Below are 17,432 nucleotides of genomic sequence, written 5' to 3'. Positions count from 1 at the left end.
CGTTCCTAATGTTTCACAATAATATATACATTCTCTTGTAAGCGATGCGCAATACCATCTAAAATTGCCTCTAAATTATTTGCAACAAATTCTAGTTCCTCCATCGACTCACAAACAAATAAAGGAGCACCACCTGCAAATTTTTCTGGCGCTGTTGTAATAACTGCCAGGATAACGCTTTCTAACATCATCTCTTATCTCCCCTTCCTTTCGGGGCTTCCGATGACATATGGACAGCACTTTCTAACGTTGGTACATTTCCTATGACACTTATCGCTTTCTCTGCATCTTGATCTTGCGGTAAGACAAAAATCCCAACCCTGCCATCCTCTAAATCACGCTTTGCTAACGGTACAAGCGCTGGTGTACCAGAATCTCTATAAATCCCTAACGCCACCGAAACATCGTGTAAAATAGCTTGCCGTTGCCCTAAATTTGAGATTGTCACCATCGCATCAATTGATTTCGGTTTTAATATAAACCCCATGCCATATTTCATAATCTCTTCTTGCCTCACCGGCAATCCAATATTCATAATATAAATATTATCGATATAAAGCCCTGCTCCTTCAAAACGCAGCGGAACATGCTCAATATCTACAAGGTCATGGAGTCTTCTACCAGACATTAATTTTTTCGCAATAAAAAATGCGATTATAGCCATAATTACTCCAGCAATCCATGAACGGAACCCTATATACGCAAACGTCGTTGCAAACGACGTTAACATCGCCAAATAGTTGCGACTTTCAAAAACCAATGCAATCCCTTCAATGTACGTATTCCCACGCGGTACGAGCTCATATCCATCTAATTGTTGAAGTGTATTTCTTTCCATATTACGTACATCACGAAATTGTGTCGCTGCTAACGTAAGAAATGTAATGGCAGAAAAATCTTTTTTCAAAATAGATGGGATTGCAATCGCTCCTAAAGCTGCTGCAATTAACCCCATTGCAATATGAATAATCTTTCCATGTAGCCTCGTCGGATATTGCCGTGTATCCGTCCGAAGCATTAACACCCTTGTAACTGTCCCCGCTATTACGCCGCATAAAATGGCTGGTGTATATTCAGTCATGTATTACCCTCGCCTTTCTTTTACGTGTTTTTCTCTTAAACTGTTCCATGTATACTGATGCTTTTGCAATCCAAAACAATACTGCCATGAATAATGTAGAAACGGCGACGATATCAAAAAATGCTAAACTACCGTAATCATATGGAAAATTCAATTTCCGAAAAATAAATGTCACTAGCAACTCTCCTTGTAACATCCCTACATATAGGGAACATAATCGTAATATGCGATCCCCATGCAATAACACCGATGCATACACAAGAGCACTACTTAGCAGAAACACTCTATCCACCACAATCCAAATCGGATCATATATCTCTAACAGATGAAAACTTGTATATAACATCGCAATAATAAGTGCCGAAAGTAAGCTATATAATTTTTTCCAAACAGAATACAGCGCGATCCCTATAAAAGAAATAATACAAAGTAAAAGAGCATTTACTGATACCATGAATGAGGCGATCGTTACATGTAACGGAGAGCAAATTATAAAAATCAATATACAAGCGCCTAACTTCCAACGAATATGGTCCTTTTTCATAAAAAAGGTTACGACAACCCACCCTATCCAAGCTATAAAATAAAAAGTACTTCCATCCATCTACTTCACCTCCTATGTTTTCCATTATGGGAATTTTTTATGAAAGTTAATCCACTTTATTTACGCATAGTTTTTTCTTATAACAGCAACACTTTTAACAAGGAGGTGTTATTCATTATGGGTAAAGATCGCCAAGAACGAAAACTACGAGAATCACGCCGCGTTGAATCTGATCGTGATCAATCACTACAATATCCAGGTGCAACTGGACTTGATACACCAGAGCAGGCTCGAAAACAAAACCAGCACTAATGAATACAAAAAGACGGTTTCGATATTGTACGAAACCGTCTTTTACATAATCATTTTAATGATTTTTATTTATATCGAAATAATATTTTGTGTACTATATCCTCCTATCACTTCTTTTTACCTCCACCTATTTCCTTTAGAAAATACCAATTCCATTTTATATTACGAGAAAGAAAACAAAACAAAAAAATCAACCGAACGGTTGATTTTTTATCTCCTACTATAATGCGCAGTATCAATACCACGCTGCATTAACCAATGATATGTTTCACCTTTTACAACAAGAGGTACAGATTGCAACTCTTCTATCGTCTTCGCACCAAGAGCTGTCATAATAAATTTCAAATCTGTATGTAGAAGCTCAATTTCATCCACTAATTTCTCGATACCATCTTGCATTAAAATACGTAAAAAGTAACCAGCAAACGCAGTTGTATTCGCCCCTAATGCGATTGCTTTCGCTACGTCAAGCGCTGTCTGTATACCCCCTGATGCAATAAAAGAGAGGTTATTATTTGTAGAGGTTGCTTCAATAATCGAGGTTGCTGTTTGTATGCCCCAGTTATTAAAATAAGAAAGCATTCGCTGTCTTCTTTCATTTTCAACAGCAGCAAAATTCGTACCACCTTGCCCACCAATATCAATTGCCGTTACACCTACGTTCGCTAACTGTTGCATTGTTTCCTTGTTCATCCCAAATCCAACTTCTTTTACAATGACAGGAACTTTACTATTTAAAACAATTTTCTCTATGCGCTGAAGTACACCAGTAAAGTCACGGTCTCCTTCTGGCATCGTTAACTCTTGTATGACATTTAAATGAATTTGCAATGCATTCGCTTCAATCATATCAACGGCACGCTCTGCCTGCTCGATAGTTGCCTCACTACCTAAATTAGCAAAGAAAATACCATTCGGGTTTACCTTTCTAATCACCTTATAAGAAGCAGCCTCACTTTCATCTTTTAACGCCGCCATTTGCGACCCTACAGCCATAGCAATGTTATGATGTTTCGCTACATATGCTAATTGCTCATTAATATGTAACGTTTTCTCTCCTCCACCACCAGTCATCGCATTGATAAAAATCGGCGAACTTAGTGAAAGTTCGCCGATTTTTGTTTCACATGTTATTGTGTCATAATTTGAATTTGGCAAGCTTTGATGCACAAAATCAATATCATGAAAGCCATGCGTACGAGACTGACCAGTAGAAAGAGCGTATTCAATATGATCTAATTTGCGTTTTGCCCTTACCACTTGTACCCCTCATTATTTCTTTAATTTTTTCAGTTGTTCACCAATAATATCACTTAATTGGAAAGTAGCAGAATCAGCATTTGGCTCATACTGACTATAATCTTCAATTACATTATTTTCCTCAAGGGCTTCTTTTATACTTAAAGAAATACGTTTCTCTGCTACGTGAACTTCAAGTACTTTCACTTTTACTTCTTGTCCCATTTCCAATACTTCATTTGGGTTTTTCACGTGACGATTTGCAATTTGAGATACGTGTACAAGTCCTTCAACGCCAGGTAAAATCTCAACGAATGCACCAAATGTAACAAGGCGTTTTACTACTCCCTCACGAATATCTCCAGCTTTTATTTCGCCAGCAACGTTTTCCCAAGGTCCTGGTTGAGCCGCTTTAATTGATAAAGAAATACGTTGTGTATCAGCATCAACAGATAACACCTTTACCTTTACCTTTTGACCTTGCTCTAATACTTCAGAAGGTTGCTCTACACGTTCGTGTGAAATTTGTGAAATGTGAACTAAACCGTCCACGCCACCAACGTTAACGAAAGCACCAAAGTCAGTTAATCGTTGCACTGTTCCTTCAACAACGTCACCTTCTTTTAATGAAGAAATTGCTTCTTTTTTCTTAGAATCTAGTTCTAATTCTACTACCGCTTTATGCGAAAGGATTACACGATTTTTTTCACGGTCTAATTCAACAATTTTCACCGCTAATGTTTTACCTTTATAGTCAGTAAAGTCTTCTACATAATGTACTTCTACAAGTGAAGCTGGAATAAAACCGCGAACACCAAGGTCCACAACTAATCCGCCATTCACAATATCTTTTACAGTAACATCAAATACATGACCAGAAGTAAATTTCTCTTGTAATTCTACCCATGCTTTTTCTGCATCAACAGCACGTTTAGATAAGACAAGATCATCTTCTTCTAATTTAATAATTTTCAACTCTAGTATTTGATCTAATTCTACAACATCGCTTGCTTTTTCAATATGAACGTTAGCTAATTCACTAATTGGAATTACGCCATCTGTTTTGTATCCAACATTTACAAGCACTTGTTTCTCTTCAACTTTCGTTACAGAACCTGTAACAACGTCACCAACTTGTAATTCTTTTGAATCCATAACTTCTTCATTCATTTTCTCTACCATGGAAATACCTCCCTACAGAATTGACAAAGCATTTTTTTATGTATATACGAAATGAAAACAAAGTTTTCATTTGCATGTTTAAGAATCTCTCATCACATACTCTTTTTCAATACCATTCACAAGAAAATATATTAAACCTATATAAATAGTATACAGCAAAACCAGCTTGAAAAAAGTATGTTTTGAAATATAATAGCGAATATATTCTGACAGTTTTATTCCTCTTTAACTAACTTCTTACAAATTAGCTCATTTGTCAAGGAAAGAGACTCACAATTCACGTATCCTTTACATTTCTATTTCAACAAAAAAAGAAAGAGGATTATCCCCTTTCTTTATTTCGCAAACACTCCTGAAACAATACTCATAATTTTTTGGACAACTTCTTCAATTGATAAAGAAGTCGTATCTAATTCCAATGCATCATCAGCCTTTTTTAGTGGAGAAACTTCGCGTTCTGAATCTAATTTATCACGCTGAGCAATTTCTTCTTTTAGCTGCTCTAAATTAGAATCGAAACCTTTATTTAAATTTTCTAAATGCCTTCTTTCCGCTCTTTCTTCAACAGAAGCAAGCATAAAGATTTTCACTTCAGCATCCGGTAATACATGTGTACCAATATCACGGCCGTCCATTACAACGCCGCCTTTTTTCGCTAACTCTTGCTGACGACGTACCATTTCTTCACGAACAAGGCGATGCTTCGCTACAATAGATACTCGATTCGTCACATCAGGTGTACGGATTACTTCAGAAACATCTTGTCCATTCAAAAATACAAGCTGCGTATTTTCTCCTTGCTGAAATTCAATATTTACATTCTTTACAACTTCCATTAACTGTTCTTCATTTTCAATATCTACTTTTTGTTCAAGGGCTGCATACGTAAGCGTACGGTACATCGCGCCTGTATCAATATAAACGTAAGAAAGTTCCTTCGCAACAACTTTTGCCACTGTACTTTTCCCAGCAGCTGCTGGACCATCTATAGCAATTGAAATTCGTTTATCCATTGTAACACCTCATTTTTTCACTTATAAAACAAAACGAAAAGCAGGTGTTCACCCTGCTTCTTCTCATTTGCTTCACGTCATTAAATCCTCAATTATTGTAGCATAATCCTTCATAGAAGAAAATGAAAACTACCTATTCACCTGCAAGATTTCTGCTTTATTTTTTACCATGACACCTTCGTAATAAACAATTTTAGATAAATATTTCACTGATGACTTATGTATAAATAACAATTGTACAACAGAAAGACAAATGAATTGTATTATTAATATACGAATAAAAATTCTCTCCATCTTTTTCAACATAATTGCCCCCTCCTATACTATATTTGCACATTTCGTTTCGTGATTTTATACATCGTACATATAGCAGTTAATTTTATTGTCATTTTCGAGGCATACTTTTATACATTTCCATTGTCGAATTTACTCAAAACATGTTATGTTCTAAATGTATTTTTTTACTTGAAAGGGGTATAAGCATTGAAAAGAATCCTAGTTTTACACACAGGTGGAACAATTGCAATGGAAGAAGATAAAGAAACTGGGGTCGTACAACCAGGTGAAAAAAATCCTCTTTTAAAATTCATTCCTGATTTAGAAGGCGATGTTGATTTAATCGTTGAAGATGTGTTCCATCTACCATCTCCTCATATGACACCGAGCGAAATGTTACAATTACAAGTCATCATTGATGAAAGAGTAAAACAAGACAACATTCATGGCGTAGTCATTACGCATGGTACGGATACATTAGAAGAAACAGCTTATTTCTTAGATTTAACAGTACAAGCAACCATTCCGATCGTTGTGACAGGTGCAATGCGCTCTAGCAATGAGTTAGGTGCTGATGGTCTATATAACTTCTTATCAGCTGTAAAAGTTGCTAGTTGTGATGAAGCTGCAGAAAAAGGTGTTTTAGTCGTATTAAACGACGAAATTCATTGCGCTACAAATGTAACGAAAACACATACAAGTAATGTCGCAACATTCCAAAGCCCACAATATGGACCAATTGGAATGGTAACAAAACGCGGTGTTGTCTTCCATCACGCTTTAGTACATCACGAAACATATACGATAAACAAAGTGTCTAAAAATGTAGTTGTTCTAAAAGCATATGCCGGCATGGATGATACATTGTTAGCAGCAATCGAAAATCTTCCTGTAGACGGCATTGTTATCGAAGCGCTTGGACAAGGTAATCTACCTCCAAGAACACTTCCTAGTCTAGAACGATTATTAAATAAAGGTATTCCTGTCGTATTAGTTTCTCGCTGTTTCAACGGTATCGTTCAAGACGTATATTCGTATGAAGGTGGCGGTAAACACTTAAAAGATATGGGCATTGTATTCACATACGGCTTAAATGCACAAAAAGCACGCATTAAATTACTTGTCGCATTAGAGAATACAAATTCTCATGAATCCATTCAAAATATGTTTATGCACGAATAAAAAGGAGCTGTCGAGGTTTTCCCGACAGCTCCTTTTTATTTTTCTCTTGATGCAATAGTTTGTGCAATCGCATCTCCATGAAATCTACCGTTCTCGATAAATATTTCATTTGCATTATTTCCAGCAGCTATGACACCTGCAATGAAAATATTTTCAGCATTCGTTTCCATTCTATCCTCTGTATAAATTGGACGTCCTGTTTCTTCATCAATCTTAACACCCATCTTTGTTAAGAAGCTATGATCAGGATGATAACCAGTCATCGCAAATACAAAATCATTTTGGATTGTAAAATCTTCACCATCAACTGTAAACGTTAATGTATGCTCAGTAATTTCTTTCACATGAGCCCCGAAATGCATTTGAATTGTGTCGTTTCGTACTAACGCCTCAAATTCCGGCAAAATCCAAGGCTTTATGCTTGGTGAATACTCACTTCCACGATACAGTACCGTTACACGCGCACCAGCTTTAACAAGTTCTAACGCGGCATCTACACTCGAGTTTTTCCCACCTATAACTACTACATCTCGATCAAAATAAGGATGCCCCTCTTTAAAATAGTGAGCTACTTTCTTCAATTCCTCGCCTGGAACATTCATATAATTTGGATTATCATAATATCCAGTTGCTACAACAATATATTTCGCTATATATATTTCTTTACTTCCGTCACGCTTTGTCGTCTCAACCTGAAAAACTTCTCCATCGTTTTGAACTTTCTCCACTCGCTCAAAAGCATTTACACGTACAGATTTACGTTTTACTACTTCCCGATAATACGCAAGCGCTTGATTTCGAACTGGCTTACGATTTTCTGTAATAAAAGCTACATCACCAATTTCTAATTTTTCACTAGAAGAGAAAAATGTTTGATGAGTTGGATAATTATAAATGGCATTTACAATGTTTCCTTTTTCAATTACTAACGGATTTATCCCTACCTTCTGCAACGAAATCGCTGCCGCTAATCCGCACGGACCGCCTCCGATTATAATAACTGTTTCTTTCTGCATACTCGTCCACTCCTAGTCTTCTACCAATACACTATTTATAAAAACAAGAAAAAACCTACTTACAGCAGTAGGCACCTATCTTTATTGTATTCATTTTTCATATATTTGTCATCTAAACGAAACGTACATCCGATAGACATCTGCTAAAAACTGCTGAAATTTAATACCTTGTTTCCCTAATACATTCTCAGGGTCAATCTTTCTAGCTGGATCAAGCGTTTTATGTGACACGATATCTTTTTTCGGATTTAAGCCAAAATTTTGGCATAAATACGCATGATACCATGTAAAACGATTATATGCTTCCCAAAAGTTAACATCACCGCCATAACAAAGTTCCACTCCAATGGCCGCCTTATTCGCGTCATAGCCGTATAAGTCATTATCCGTCGGCACACCATATCGAACATGATATGCAACTTCATTTATAGGAATAATCTCCAATATTGTTTTATCATCTATAAATGTATGCGCCGAAGCTTTCGGTTGTAATTCATTAAAGTAATCTCGATTTCCTATCGCATTGCTTCCAGGATTCCCCGTATCATGGCTTACAATAAATCTCACTTTAGTTAGAGGAATCCCCGGTCGTGAACTTCCATATCCTATATAGTTGCGCTCTATAGGAAACATCGCCATTGCTACCAACTCCCGCTCTAGAAGATTACCTTACTTCCTTATATATGTATTCGGTAGCAATGTCCTTATCGCATATTTCTTACGCGAAGAGAAAATCGAAAATATTTGAAGTGAACACCATAAACAACAAGATACTTACAGCCACTCCATAAAAACCGTAAAACCAAACACAATCTTCTTTCGTATCTAAACCGAAAAATTTGTTTACCGATTGTAATAATGTGCCACGCTTGCTTTGTTTGTTTCGTAATACTTCCACTCGCTCTACAACATCTGCTGGCATCATAAATCTTTGGTCTACTGTCATTTTCATCATTTATCTCTCCTTAAAATCATTTCCGTTTTGTTTATCTAAGGAGAGTATAGCACGTTTGTTCGTATAGAACAAGCGTTCTTTTTGTTTTTATTTTATTTTTCAGCAAGCCAAGTAAAAATTGAGATTACAACGGCAATAATCGGCCCTACTACAACCACACCAAATATCAAAAACAGTAGCCCTTCCCCGAACATCCGGACAGTACTTATTTTTCGAGCTTTCACCGTTCTTGCAAGTTCTCCCTCTAACCTCTTAACCTTTTCTTCTAATTGTTCTACTCGTTCCAGCATTTCATTCTTCATATACAACACCTCATTTAATACTTCAACAAAAAAACGTGATTCCCTCGAAAGGAAATCACGTTTTCTCAAGATATAATATTTTATACCCAACCTCTGAAGCGGCTTGCTTCAGCCATTTTACGAACACCAATCATGTACGCCGCTAAGCGCATATTCACTTTACGAACTTGTGCTGTTTCATAAATAGAATCAAATGATTTTACCATTACTTTTTCTAAACGTTGTTCTACTTCTTCTTCAGTCCAGTAGTAACCTTGGTTATTTTGTACCCACTCAAAGTAAGATACCGTTACACCACCAGCACTTGCTAATACGTCTGGAACAAGTAAAATTCCGCGATCTGTTAAAATTTTAGTCGCTTCTAATGTTGTTGGACCATTTGCAGCTTCAACAACGATTTTCGCTTTAATATCATTAGCATTTTCTTCTGTAATTTGGTTCTCAATTGCAGCTGGAACTAAAATATCGCAATCAAGCTCTAACAATTCTTTGTTTGAAATTGTATTGTTAAATAGCTTTGTTACTGTACCGAAGCTATCACGACGGTCTAATAAATAATCAATATCTAATCCGTTTGGATCATGTAAAGCGCCGTAAGCATCTGAGATTGCAATAACTTTCGCACCTGCATCATGCATAAATTTAGCTAAGAAGCTACCAGCATTACCGAACCCTTGAACAACAACGCGTGCACCCTTAATATCAATGCCACGTTTTTTCGCAGCTTCGCGAATACAAATTGTTACACCTTTCGCAGTTGCTGTTTCACGTCCATGTGATCCACCTAATACAAGCGGTTTACCTGTAATAAATCCTGGTGAATTAAATTCATCAATACGGCTATACTCATCCATCATCCATGCCATAATTTGAGAGTTTGTGAATACATCTGGAGCTGGAATATCTTTCGTCGGACCTACGATTTGGCTAATTGCTCGTACATAACCGCGGCTTAATCTTTCTAACTCACGGAATGACATTTCACGTGGATCACAGATAATTCCACCCTTACCTCCACCATATGGTAAATCAACAATACCACATTTTAAACTCATCCAGATTGAAAGTGCTTTCACTTCATTTTCTGTTACATTCGGATGGAAGCGAATTCCACCTTTCGTTGGACCAACAGCATCATTATGTTGTGCACGATATCCTGTAAATATTTTAACAGTCCCGTCATCCATACGAACTGGTATTTTCACTGTCATCATACGAATTGGTTCTTTTAATAATTCATATACTTCGTTTGGATAACCCAATTTTTCTAACGCTTCACTAATAACAATTTGTGTTGAATTCAATAGTTCAAAATGTTGTTCCCTTTGTTGTTGTGTTTTTGTTTGAGTTCCCTTTTCGGCTACCATAGTAAGTAAACCCCCTGTAATTTCACTTGTTTAGTAAACCTTCATTGCCTAGTATACACCCTTAAATTTGGAATGCAATAGAAAACGCTAACAAATATATACAAACTATTTTCTGTTGCAAGCGTTTTCACTATTATTATAGTCCTTTTATTACTTTTAGAAAAGTAAAATACTTAAATATTTAAATATTTTTTATTTTCCTCAGCGACGCTCCCATAAAACTGCATATTTTATTTTCAAAAAGTATGTTCGCGTATTTACTATCATCCCTTCCCTTATCCAAATAAAAACAAAACCTCAGCTATGTTGTATTAGCTGAGGTTTTGTTTTTTCACAAAGTAATTGTGTATTTGTTCTATCGCGTTAAAATCCATTAATTCTTTACCGTACTCCATGATGCGATAAATAGTTGCTGTAGACGGATTGCCGTATTCCGCTAAAATAGCTATAAAATCCGCCTTTAACAATTGAATTTGTTCCTCTTCTTCCACCCAAAGATAGAAGCGCTCATCCCACGTATATAGCTTTCCGCCAGTTACACCAAGGTTATATAAGCGATTCGACAGGTTAATTATGTCATCTAGCATAGCAAACTCATATAATATATGTTCACTTTCATCTAGAGTCACTTGCATTTCAATAAACTCGTCACGGAACTCATCATCCGTATCCATTTCTTGATTTTCTTTCGTTACAATTACAACCATCCCTTGTGCTTGTAGAGAAAACACTTCAACTGCAATCGGACCATCTGCTTCAAATCCTAATTCCTTATTTGCTTCTTGCATCATATCACGAAATAATTGCTGTACTTTCGGCGCATTTCTCCATAAATCTTCTTTCGTTAATCCTCGTTCAGATAAATCATCAAATGTTAGAAAAATTTTTATCTTATTGTAATTTAATCGTTCCAGCCTCATCTCATACCCTCCCTACGTAACCAATGCATCTAATTTTTATTATATGAAATAGAAAATAGATGGTTCTTTTCGAACAACTATTCCGACATTTTTAACCATTCATCCCATTCTTCTTTCGTATCACCAATTAAGATTGTTTCAATGTCCAACTGGTTTAGAACGCCTAGCTTTCCGATAAATCCAACAGAAAGAGATTCCCTTTTTTCTTGTAATACATTTATAAAGTTCATCGTCTTTTTCATTTCTAGTTCGTCAGCAAAAGATACAAATACATATTTCGGCTGTATTTCCTCTACCGCTGACAACATACCATCTTCAGCTAAGCTTGTCCTAATATATATCGCCTCATATCCTTTTAAGCGTAAATAAGTTGAAAAAATAAATCCTTTCAATGCATTCTTTTCTAACACAATAACTTTGTGTAAAGAAGAAAACATTGAGGCATTGTGATACACCATCCCTAGACGCGTTTGTAAAAATGATAGTGCATATTGAAATTGCACCATTGAAATCTCATTATTATTTTTTGACGTTAATAATTTGTCTGTCACTCGAAGAACGATACTGGCAACAACCTTTTCTGTTGAATATATACTAAAAGCTTCGTTTAATAATGCAGCAATTGTAATTTCATCAAATTTTAACAAAGCTTGTAGCAAATCGTCCACTAAAACAACTTCTTTATCGAAATGTATCTCTTTTTGAACTGTACTCTGCAAACGATTCTCTTCTAATAACTGAACTGCTTGTCCAATCATCATACCGGAAGAAACTTTTTCCATTAACCATTTTAAAATTTGAATATGCTCTTCTGTATATAAACGATGCCCAGCTTGATTCCGCTTTGGGGCAATAATTTGATATCGTCTTTCCCATGCGCGAAGCGTACTCGGCTGAACTCCAATTATATTTGAAACAGCTTTTATATTATATTTTCCACTAAGAGTTGGCATCATTTCCCTCCGCACAATGTAATAATATGTGTTTGAGCAGGCGCTCGGAAACGAAGTGGTATCAATGTTGTTCCGTACCCATTACTAACAAAGAGAATCGTATTCAAATGGTTATATACGCCACCTTTTAAATATTTTTTAGATGGGAATAATCGGATTTGTCCTCCATGCGTATGTCCACTTAATACAAGTGAAATCCGTTCATTTCCAGACATCTTTTTTATTATATCAGGGTTGTGACTAACTAAGATACGAAAACCATCTTCTTTACAATCCGCCAATGCCAAATCTAAACGATCACGGTGCAATCCAACATCATCTATACCGAGCAAACAAATTTTCTCGCCTAATTCAGACTCAAATACCACTCTTGTATTATCTAAAACTTTTACGTTATTTTCTAATAATAAAGCATCTAATTCATGATATTCTATCTCATAATCATTGTTTCCCCACACAAAATATACAGGAGCTATCTCTCTTAACTTTTGAATATTGGCAGAGATTTTTGATAAAGAGACTCCTTTCTCTGCTAAATCTCCTCCGATAATTACGAGATCTACTTTTCCTTTTACTTGTTCAATTAACAAATTCGAAATGACTCTTCTATGAATATCAGAAATAAAAAACACATTTACTTTTTGAAAACTTTTCGGAAATTCTTTAAATACTAAAGTATGTTCCAACACTGTATTACGCATCGCTTCTTTATACATCACAAGAAGTAATAAAATCCCCATTCCTATGAGAGTACTGAATAATATAATCCATATCATATTTTTTACTCCCCTCATCATAAAGATAACCCTAGGCTTTTATAACAAACTGCGTTCGCCTAATTCACTAGCTCTCTTGCTTTGTGGACTTATCTTTTATCGGAATTTTTAATTCTTGACCTGCACTCACTTCATCTTCTTGCAAGTTATTATACTTTTTAATTACTTCAACCCCATTTTCATCTGAAAAATATTGCTTCGCTATACTTTCTAAAGTTTCTCCCTCTTTCACAGTATGCGTTATCGCTTTTTCAGACTGTTTCTGCGACTCAGATTTAGCTGAATCAAAGAAGATTACTTCAAACGCACTTTTCCCGGCATTATTACTATCGCCCTTCACCTGAATATATTTATCCGTATACCACAAAATACTAATCGGCAGCAGAATGAATAGAAATGTTAAAACCCGGACGAAAATATGATTTATTTTAAACTTTTGTTTTTTCTCTTTATTTCTATGAATTTCACTACGCGGCGGTAAACTTTCTTTTTCTTCTACTCGCTCAACTTCTAATTCCTCTTCAAAATCAGGAATTCGTTTCCTCATGTTGTTCACCACCACCTTCCATTTATTTTCTTAATTGGAGTCCCATTATAAAATCAACAAGAAAGTGTGCAAAGATTGTTATAAACAAATTCCCTGTCCATTCAAATACATAACCAAAGACAAAACTAATGAAACAGACGAAACAAAACAAAAATGGCTTTGTTATATAACGAATATGTAACACTGCAAATACGAAACTCGCAATTACAATTCCAAAATGAGTCTGCACTACACCTCTAAATAAAAATTCTTCTGCAAAACCGATTACGAACGTAATAATGAGTAAATGCAGAACCGACATTCCTCGAAACATCTTATCGTTAATACCACCATCATCAAACCAAGACTCTGGAAACACTCGCATTGCAACATAATCTAATAACACAATACCAATCGCTAACAAACCACCTATAATAAGTATAGATACTGGTTCCCATCTCCATAAATTAAACACTTCTTTTACATCTTGAAATAATATATATGCTAGTAAACAGCCAATACCGATAATAATTAACTGTGTTATATATAGATTCAGCCTTATTTCCTGCGGACTCATATCTTCAACATTATGCCTTTGAATGTTCATCATTCCCCCATCTTTTCTAGGCCGAAAAGCTTTTGTAACTCTGTTTCCCAATTATAGTCGAAATCCGATTGTTGCGCTCGTCTTTTTTTATAATCTTCTTTTGTAATACCACAATAATCACAGCAATTATTTAACTCTTTCTCTTTCCTATAACCGAACTGTTGCAGCACATATTCACGTCTACATCCTTTAACTCGTATCCATGACTTCATATTTTCTAGCTCACTATATTTATTACGCAACCTTATTTCTACTTCAGCTATTAATCGGTTCATAATTTCATCTGACAAACCCTCTAATAATAATCTTCGTTGTTGTATAATTCCAACCTGTTCGAGATGATAACGAACGAAACGCCAATATTGCTCATTAAATCTTGCTGCATTATAACAAATTTCTTCTACATCTTCTATTGGTAATTCTTTCGTTTGAAACATTCTTTCTTGTAGTAAAGAAAATAAAAATTGTATTTGCGACTTACTTGGCAATTCATCCTCAATGATTGAAATTGGTAAATCATGATCCAAAGGACTACACAATAAAATAGCTATACTCGGTTCGCCATCTCTTCCAGCTCTTCCGATTTCTTGTAAGTAAGAAGCTATATTAGTTGGATAATGAAAATGAATAATATATTGCGTATTCGCCTTATTTACCCCCATACCAAATGCACTTGTACATATTACAAGCTGCAATTGATCGTTCATAAACTGTTGTTGAATTAACATACGCTCTTCATGTTCCATACCACCATGATAAAAAGCTACACCAGTAACACCTTTTCCTCTCAAGTATTCCGTTAACCTTTCTGTCCACGCTCTACTTGAACAATATACAATTCCCGGCCCTTGTAAATACATCACCTGCTCCAAAAGCGCCTCTTTCTTTTCTTCTATCGTCTCTACAAATTGCACCTCCATTGCAATATTAGGACGGTCAATAGAGTATACATGTTCCGCGGCACCCTTTAAATTTAAACTGTCTGCGATATCTTGTAGTACCCCTTTTGTCGCTGTGGCTGTCAATGCTAATACTGTAGGAGAACCAATATTTTCAATAACTACATTTAGTTTCTTATAGTCCGGTCTAAAATCATAACCCCATTGAGAAATACAATGAGCCTCATCAACAACAAATAATGAAATATGAATTTTCTTCAATTCCCTAATTAATAACTCCGACTGTAACATCTCTGGTGAAACAAAAATAAATTTATATGAAGATAATTTTTTCATCGCTTCTCTTTTTTCATTTAATGTCCGAAAACTATTAAATGCTATCACTCGGTTTTTCACAACATACTTTAATTGTGTCACTTGATCTTCCATTAAAGATAATAACGGTGATACAACAAGCACTGTTCCTTCTCGCATAAGCCCTGGAAACTGATAGCACATAGATTTCCCTCTTCCAGTCGGAAGCATTGCTATCACATCTTTTCCTTCTAATAAATCTGTAATAACTCCTTTTTGACCTGGACGAAATTCAGAATATCCAAACCACTTATATAAATATTCTTCAAGTTTCATTTACACCCTCCATCCGCGCTAATACAAGACGAACTTCAAAATAAGAGATATCTTCTCCAACCGCTTGTTTCAAAACACGTAACTTCCGCGTTTGTAATGCTTCAATTACTTTTATTACTTTGTCTATCTTTTCTTTTTCCATAAACATTTCAATAGAAAAATCTTTTTCTCGCAAAGCAATTTCAACAAAATGATCTTCTATCGTTGCAACCTTTAAATTCCGAATCGTCGCTATTTCTTCTAAAGAACGCCCTTGTCTCCAAAAATTATATGTTTTTTTCGTGGATAAACTAAATAATTCAGCTCTCTCATTTGGATAAGATATAATTTCAGCTAATAGTGGAAATTCATTTTCTTTATCACGAACTTCTTGTATAAAGAAATGCATTGTACCCCAAAATAAAAAATACACCCTGAATATATCTTGTTTCGTAATTTCTGCTAATTGTTGCAATGTACAACCAATACGTTCATAGCCCGTTAGTCGATATGTTACAATCGTCGCTTCTATCGCATTACTCTTTTCCAAAAGATTATGTACTTCCGTCCATAGTTTCCTCGCCAACTCACTTCTTTTATATGGCCTTCCTGTTAGAAAACGTTTTACCCACATCATTATTTCTGTATCTTGTTGAATTGGGATAAACTTCGTATTATTCTGTTGTAAATTTGATATGGTTTGAATAATCAATGATAATCTTTTCCAAAATGTTTCACCTAATTCACCATAATGTAAACCATGCAAATGCGCTGGAAAAGCATAAACTTCCTCCCATTTATGTAACTGCATTTTACCCGTAGGTGTTAACACATATGTATTTTCATGTATTTCTTGAATAAAATCCGCTTGCAACAACTTTACAACTTCACCATCATAGTCATTTCTATTTAATGATTTATATATTCCGAATAAAAAAGAAATCCGGAACATATTTCCATCTTGTAAAGTTTGCGAAGAACGTTTGCCCTTTAGTAAATAATAAATAGAAGAAACGGTTCTTTCACCATTCAATTGTTTTAAACAATGCAACAAAGTATATTGTATTTGCATGACCGCTTCCACCTTCCAATCTTAACTTCATTCTCTTCAGTACAATTACACTATCTACTGTCGCTCATTAAACTTATCATATAAGAACTATATACTTGTATATATTCTATTGTATCAAACGAAATCACATTTACGTATTTTGAAAATCTTATGAAATAATTCAAAAATAAGTTGACACTCTAATTGATAAGCATTATCATTATAATTTTATGTTGAAAAGTTTCACAAACCGTTTTACAATAAGGTTATAATTTTTATGGCGAGCTTTTCACATACATATTATCAGGAGGAAAAAAAGATGGCAAAATATACAATCGTTGATAAAGATACTTGTATTGCATGTGGTGCTTGTGGCGCTGCTGCACCAGACATTTATGACTATGATGATGAAGGTATTGCATTTGTAACATTAGACGATAACCAAGGTATCGTTGAAATTCCAGATGTATTAATTGAAGATATGATGGATGCATTCGAAGGCTGTCCAACTGACTCAATTAAAGTTGCTGACGAATCATTCGACGGAGACGCTTTAAAATTCGAATAGTCTTTTATTAACTACAAAAAACGCCCCTCATATTGATGAGGGGCGTTTTTTGTA

At 35.3% G+C, this 17,432-nt stretch carries 22 protein-coding genes; 3 read left to right on the top strand and 19 right to left on the bottom strand.

Features of this window, described 5'->3' with window-relative positions:
- Nucleotides 1-5: 5 nt before the first annotated feature.
- Genes ACTJJY_RS01565 through ACTJJY_RS01555 form a run of 3 tightly spaced genes read right to left on the bottom strand, consistent with a single transcriptional unit; the run spans nucleotide 6 to nucleotide 1,685 of the window.
- Nucleotides 6-191 (bottom strand): capping complex subunit for YIEGIA, encoded by a 186-nt coding sequence (locus ACTJJY_RS01565; protein WP_000979048.1) that lies wholly within the window; start codon nucleotides 189-191, stop codon nucleotides 6-8.
- Nucleotides 188-1,081, bottom strand: coding sequence for a YIEGIA family protein (locus ACTJJY_RS01560; RefSeq protein WP_000141599.1), 894 nt, complete (start codon nucleotides 1,079-1,081; stop codon nucleotides 188-190). The genes ACTJJY_RS01565 and ACTJJY_RS01560 overlap by 4 nt, the downstream gene beginning before the upstream one ends.
- Nucleotides 1,074-1,685, bottom strand: coding sequence for a YphA family membrane protein (locus ACTJJY_RS01555; RefSeq protein WP_002093921.1), 612 nt, complete (start codon nucleotides 1,683-1,685; stop codon nucleotides 1,074-1,076). The genes ACTJJY_RS01560 and ACTJJY_RS01555 overlap by 8 nt, the downstream gene beginning before the upstream one ends.
- Before the next feature lie 117 nt (nucleotides 1,686-1,802).
- Here ACTJJY_RS01555 and ACTJJY_RS01550 point away from each other — a divergent pair, with 117 nt between their 5' ends.
- On the top strand, nucleotides 1,803-1,937 hold the full coding sequence (locus ACTJJY_RS01550; RefSeq protein ID WP_000513900.1) for a YpzI family protein: 135 nt from the start codon (nucleotides 1,803-1,805) through the stop codon (nucleotides 1,935-1,937).
- Between the two features lie 210 nt (nucleotides 1,938-2,147).
- Here ACTJJY_RS01550 and ACTJJY_RS01545 read toward each other — a convergent pair whose 3' ends face one another.
- The 4 genes from ACTJJY_RS01545 to ACTJJY_RS01530 all read right to left on the bottom strand — a co-directional run bounded on the left by ACTJJY_RS01545 (nucleotide 2,148) and on the right by ACTJJY_RS01530 (nucleotide 5,674).
- Nucleotides 2,148-3,197, bottom strand: a complete 1,050-nt coding sequence (locus ACTJJY_RS01545) for a type 2 isopentenyl-diphosphate Delta-isomerase (RefSeq protein WP_440604846.1) — start codon at nucleotides 3,195-3,197, stop codon at nucleotides 2,148-2,150.
- 12 nt (nucleotides 3,198-3,209) lie between these two features.
- Nucleotides 3,210-4,358, bottom strand: a complete 1,149-nt coding sequence (rpsA, locus tag ACTJJY_RS01540; protein ID WP_098834527.1) for a 30S ribosomal protein S1 — start codon at nucleotides 4,356-4,358, stop codon at nucleotides 3,210-3,212.
- Between the two features lie 335 nt (nucleotides 4,359-4,693).
- The gene (gene cmk, locus ACTJJY_RS01535) at nucleotides 4,694-5,371 is read right to left on the bottom strand and encodes a (d)CMP kinase (RefSeq protein WP_000361252.1); all 678 of its coding nucleotides are present in this window, start codon (nucleotides 5,369-5,371) and stop codon (nucleotides 4,694-4,696) included.
- Nucleotides 5,372-5,500: 129 nt separating this feature from the next.
- Entirely contained in the window at nucleotides 5,501-5,674 is a 174-nt protein-coding gene (locus ACTJJY_RS01530) for a YpfB family protein (RefSeq protein WP_023521499.1), read from the bottom strand.
- A 180-nt stretch (nucleotides 5,675-5,854) separates the two neighbouring features.
- Between ACTJJY_RS01530 and ansA the strand changes: the two genes are divergently transcribed.
- A complete protein-coding gene (gene ansA, locus ACTJJY_RS01525; protein WP_000822009.1) occupies nucleotides 5,855-6,829 on the top strand; it encodes an asparaginase in 975 nt (324 codons plus the stop codon).
- A gap of 35 nt (nucleotides 6,830-6,864) precedes the next feature.
- On the opposite strand, the gene ACTJJY_RS01520 is transcribed toward ansA, so the two are convergent.
- The 12 genes from ACTJJY_RS01520 to ACTJJY_RS01465 form a co-directional block, all read right to left on the bottom strand.
- Entirely contained in the window at nucleotides 6,865-7,845 is a 981-nt protein-coding gene (locus ACTJJY_RS01520) for a YpdA family putative bacillithiol disulfide reductase (protein WP_001168518.1), read from the bottom strand.
- A gap of 108 nt (nucleotides 7,846-7,953) precedes the next feature.
- Nucleotides 7,954-8,484 (bottom strand): peptidoglycan recognition protein family protein, encoded by a 531-nt coding sequence (locus ACTJJY_RS01515; protein ID WP_001240655.1) that lies wholly within the window; start codon nucleotides 8,482-8,484, stop codon nucleotides 7,954-7,956.
- 79 nt (nucleotides 8,485-8,563) lie between these two features.
- Nucleotides 8,564-8,800 carry a DUF3961 domain-containing protein gene (locus tag ACTJJY_RS01510; RefSeq protein ID WP_001983018.1) on the bottom strand — a complete coding sequence of 79 codons (237 nt, stop codon included), beginning with the start codon at nucleotides 8,798-8,800 and terminating at the stop codon, nucleotides 8,564-8,566.
- 92 nt (nucleotides 8,801-8,892) lie between these two features.
- Nucleotides 8,893-9,102, bottom strand: a complete 210-nt coding sequence (locus ACTJJY_RS01505) for a hypothetical protein (RefSeq protein WP_000787297.1) — start codon at nucleotides 9,100-9,102, stop codon at nucleotides 8,893-8,895.
- 80 nt (nucleotides 9,103-9,182) lie between these two features.
- The gene (gudB, locus tag ACTJJY_RS01500; protein WP_000225172.1) at nucleotides 9,183-10,469 is read right to left on the bottom strand and encodes an NAD-specific glutamate dehydrogenase; all 1,287 of its coding nucleotides are present in this window, start codon (nucleotides 10,467-10,469) and stop codon (nucleotides 9,183-9,185) included.
- Nucleotides 10,470-10,780: 311 nt separating this feature from the next.
- Nucleotides 10,781-11,389, bottom strand: a complete 609-nt coding sequence (locus ACTJJY_RS01495; RefSeq protein ID WP_440604845.1) for a genetic competence negative regulator — start codon at nucleotides 11,387-11,389, stop codon at nucleotides 10,781-10,783.
- A gap of 77 nt (nucleotides 11,390-11,466) precedes the next feature.
- Nucleotides 11,467-12,342: a MerR family transcriptional regulator gene (locus ACTJJY_RS01490; RefSeq protein WP_065228528.1), complete on the bottom strand. Its 876-nt coding sequence runs from the start codon at nucleotides 12,340-12,342 to the stop codon at nucleotides 11,467-11,469.
- Nucleotides 12,342-13,118, bottom strand: a complete 777-nt coding sequence (locus ACTJJY_RS01485; RefSeq protein WP_440604844.1) for a metallophosphoesterase — start codon at nucleotides 13,116-13,118, stop codon at nucleotides 12,342-12,344. Before ACTJJY_RS01485 ends, ACTJJY_RS01490 begins: the two co-directional genes overlap by 1 nt.
- A 67-nt stretch (nucleotides 13,119-13,185) precedes the next feature.
- Entirely contained in the window at nucleotides 13,186-13,665 is a 480-nt protein-coding gene (locus ACTJJY_RS01480; protein WP_001231555.1) for a LysM peptidoglycan-binding domain-containing protein, read from the bottom strand.
- Between the two features lie 22 nt (nucleotides 13,666-13,687).
- Complete coding sequence (locus tag ACTJJY_RS01475) at nucleotides 13,688-14,251, bottom strand: CPBP family intramembrane glutamic endopeptidase (protein ID WP_001025783.1); 564 nt, start codon at nucleotides 14,249-14,251, stop codon at nucleotides 13,688-13,690.
- A complete protein-coding gene (gene recQ / locus ACTJJY_RS01470; protein WP_016082279.1) occupies nucleotides 14,251-15,780 on the bottom strand; it encodes an ATP-dependent DNA helicase RecQ in 1,530 nt (509 codons plus the stop codon). Before recQ ends, ACTJJY_RS01475 begins: the two co-directional genes overlap by 1 nt.
- Entirely contained in the window at nucleotides 15,770-16,831 is a 1,062-nt protein-coding gene (locus tag ACTJJY_RS01465; protein ID WP_001167017.1) for a helix-turn-helix domain-containing protein, read from the bottom strand. Before ACTJJY_RS01465 ends, recQ begins: the two co-directional genes overlap by 11 nt.
- Before the next feature lie 298 nt (nucleotides 16,832-17,129).
- Between ACTJJY_RS01465 and ACTJJY_RS01460 the strand changes: the two genes are divergently transcribed.
- Entirely contained in the window at nucleotides 17,130-17,378 is a 249-nt protein-coding gene (locus ACTJJY_RS01460) for a ferredoxin (protein ID WP_001151993.1), read from the top strand.
- The last annotated feature ends 54 nt before the right edge of the window (nucleotides 17,379-17,432 follow it).

It is taken from the genome of Bacillus sp. 22475, assembly GCF_052044835.1.
GTDB lineage: Bacteria > Bacillota > Bacilli > Bacillales > Bacillaceae_G > Bacillus_A > Bacillus_A cereus.
The sequence above is the reverse complement of the archived record's forward strand: the minus strand, read 5'-3'. Positions and strand labels throughout refer to the sequence as shown.